Origin of the sequence: Sphingomonas aerolata (genome assembly GCF_003046295.1) — a bacterium.
Lineage (GTDB): Bacteria > Pseudomonadota > Alphaproteobacteria > Sphingomonadales > Sphingomonadaceae > Sphingomonas > Sphingomonas aerolata.
In genome coordinates this window covers 1-3330 of the sequence record NZ_PZZN01000005.1, presented here as the reverse complement: position 1 = coordinate 3330, position 3330 = coordinate 1, and the positions used below count along the sequence as shown (strand labels likewise).

Sequence of the window (3330 nt, the reverse complement as noted above, 5' to 3'; positions counted from 1 at the left end):
AGATATCGACATCATCATACTATATAATCTGGCTGAGATTATAATCATCCGCACCTGACAAAGACCACGACGCACTGCTCTGCCGAGTTGGTGACGTTCCTCTGGAACGCACCCAGTGATGTCGTTGGTGGTGTGGACTCTCAAGCGTGAGGTAAGGGCAATTCGTGGATGCCTTGGCATGTACAGGCGATGAAGGACGTGGCACGCTGCGATAAGCGCGGGTGAGCTGTGAGCAAGCTTTGACCCCGCGATTTCCGAATGGGGAAACCCACCTATCCCGATTAATCCAAGCGCTGCGGTAACGCAGGGTATTGGGTTAATTAGGTTAGGTATCACTTAGCTGAATAAAATAGGCTTCGTGAAGCGAACCCGGCGAACTGAAACATCTCAGTAGCTGGAGGAAAAGACATCAACCGAGATTCCGTTAGTAGTGGCGAGCGAACGCGGACCAGGCCAGTGCCTGAATTTCAACTAGTAGAAGTCTCTGGAAAGTGACGCCATAGCGGGTGACAGCCCCGTATACGAAAGTGAGAATTCAGGACTCGAGTAGGGCGGAACACGTGAAATTCTGTCTGAACATGGGGGGACCACCCTCCAAGCCTAAATACTCGTACATGACCGATAGCGAACTAGTACCGTGAGGGAAAGGTGAAAAGCACCCCGATGAGGGGAGTGAAACAGTACCTGAAACGGATTGCCTACAAGCAGTTGGAGGGCTTTTATGGCCTGACAGCGTACCTCTTGCATAATGGGTCTGTGACTTAATGTATCAAGCAAGCTTAAGCCGATAGGTGTAGGCGTAGCGAAAGCGAGTCTGAATAGGGCGCCAGAGTTTGATGTATTAGACCCGAAACCCGGCGATCTAGGCATGACCAGGATGAAGGTGCAGTAACATGCACTGGAGGTCCGAACCGATTAACGTTGAAAAGTTACCGGATGAGTTGTGTTTAGGGGTGAAAGGCCAATCAAGCCGGGAAATAGCTGGTTCTCCGCGAAAACTATTGAGGTAGTGCCTCGCACGAACACCTTAGGGGGTAGAGCACTGGATGGGCTAGGGGGTCGCGAGATCTACCAAACCTAACCAAACTCCGAATACCTAAGAGTGATATGCGGGAGACAGACGGCGGGTGCTAAGGTCCGTCGTCAAAAGGGAAACAGCCCTGACCTACAGCTAAGGCCCCCAAATCGTATCTAAGTGGGAAAGCATGTGGGACTTCCAAAACAACCAGGAGGTTGGCTTAGAAGCAGCCATCCTTTAAAGAAAGCGTAACAGCTCACTGGTCTAAACAAGAGGTCCTGCGGCGAAGATGTAACGGGGCTCAAGATACGTGCCGAAGCTTAGGGTGTGCCACTTATGTGGTACGCGGTAGCGGAGCGTTCCGTAAGCCTGTGAAGCGATCTGGTAATGGGTCGTGGAGGTATCGGAAGTGCGAATGCAGACATGAGTAGCGATAAAGAGGGTGAGATGCCCTCTCGCCGAAAGACCAAGGGTTCCTGCGCAAGGCTAATCCGCGCAGGGTGAGCCGGCCCCTAAGACGAGCCCGAAGGGGGTAGTCGATGGGAACCACGTTAATATTCGTGGGCCTGGTGGTGTGTGACGGATCATGTGTGTTGTCATCCCTTATCGGATTGGGATGGCTTCGAAATGGTTCCAGGAAATAGCCCCACCGTATAGACCGTACCCGAAACCGACACAGGTGGTCAGGTAGAGTATACCAAGGCGCTTGAGAGAAGTGTCCTGAAGGAACTCGGCAAATTGCCTCCGTACCTTCGGAAGAAGGAGGCCCTCACTATGCGCAAGCACTTTGAGGGGGCACAGGCCAGGGGGTAGCGACTGTTTAGCAAAAACACAGGGCTCTGCTAAGTCGGCTTCAAGACGACGTATAGGGCCTGACGCCTGCCCGGTGCCTGAAGGTTAAGTGGAGGGGTGCAAGCTCTGAAATGAAGCCCAGGTAAACGGCGGCCGTAACTATAACGGTCCTAAGGTAGCGAAATTCCTTGTCGGGTAAGTTCCGACCTGCACGAATGGCGTAACGACTTCCCCACTGTCTCCAGGACATGCTCAGCGAAATTGAATTCTCCGTGAAGATGCGGAGTACCCGCGGTTAGACGGAAAGACCCCGTGCACCTTTACTGCAGCTTCAGAGTGGCATTAGGAAGAAACTGTGTAGCATAGGTGGGAGGCTTTGAAGCATCGGCGCCAGCTGATGTGGAGCCATAGGTGAAATACCACCCTGTTTGTTTCTGATGTCTAACCTCGTTCCGTAAGCCGGAACAGGGACCCTCTGTGGCGGGTAGTTTGACTGGGGCGGTCGCCTCCTAAAGAGTAACGGAGGCGCGCAATGGTGGGCTCAGGACGGTCGGAAACCGTCTGTTAGAGTGCAATGGCATAAGCCCGCCTGACTGCGAGACTGACAAGTCGAGCAGAGACGAAAGTCGGTCATAGTGATCCGGTGGTCCCTCGTGGAAGGGCCATCGCTCAACGGATAAAAGGTACGCCGGGGATAACAGGCTGATAACCCCCAAGAGCTCATATCGACGGGGTTGTTTGGCACCTCGATGTCGGCTCATCACATCCTGGGGCTGGAGCAGGTCCCAAGGGTTTGGCTGTTCGCCAATTAAAGTGGTACGTGAGCTGGGTTCAGAACGTCGCGAGACAGTTTGGTCCCTATCTGCCGTGGGCGTCGAAATTTGAGAGGAGTTGACCCTAGTACGAGAGGACCGGGTTGAACATACCTCTGGTGTACCAGTCGTTCTGCCAAGAGCGCAGCTGGGTAGCTATGTATGGACGGGATAACCGCTGAAAGCATCTAAGCGGGAAGCCTCCCTCGAGATAAGATTTCATAGAGCCGTCGGAGACCACGACGTTGATAGATCGGATGTAGAAGTGCGGTAACGCATGGAGCTAACCGATACTAATTGCTCTATTCGCGCTTGAGAGTCTCACACCATCAATGACAACACTGGGCAACCAGCACGTCAGACGATCGTGCGGATGATTAAGACGACGCCAGATTGCCAATCCCCTCGCCGTCGAGGGATTGGTCGAATACCACTACAAACCTTGCACGGTATCGATTTTAAAACCCTCAAGACCCGCCGCAAGGCTAGCCTCGAGGGACCCAGATATCACAGTGACGCATGTCGCACCGGCTCCATTGCCTGGTGGCTATAGCGTCGGTGTCCCACCCGATCCCATTCCGAACTCGGCCGTGAAACCCGCCTGCGCCAATGGTACTATCGCTCAAGCGATGGAAGAGTAGGTCGTCGCCAGGCATTGAAGCCCGTGCGACATGCATCACACGATATCAAAACCCATTCACAATCTCA

General features: G+C 53.5%; 2 rRNA genes. Both read left to right on the top strand.

Annotation, left to right across the window (positions count from 1 at the left end):
• The first annotated feature begins 141 nt into the window (after positions 1–141).
• A 23S ribosomal RNA gene (locus C8J24_RS17240) occupies positions 142–2939 on the top strand.
• A gap of 222 nt (positions 2940–3161) precedes the next feature.
• A 5S ribosomal RNA gene (gene rrf, locus C8J24_RS17235) occupies positions 3162–3276 on the top strand.
• Positions 3277–3330 lie beyond the last annotated feature (54 nt).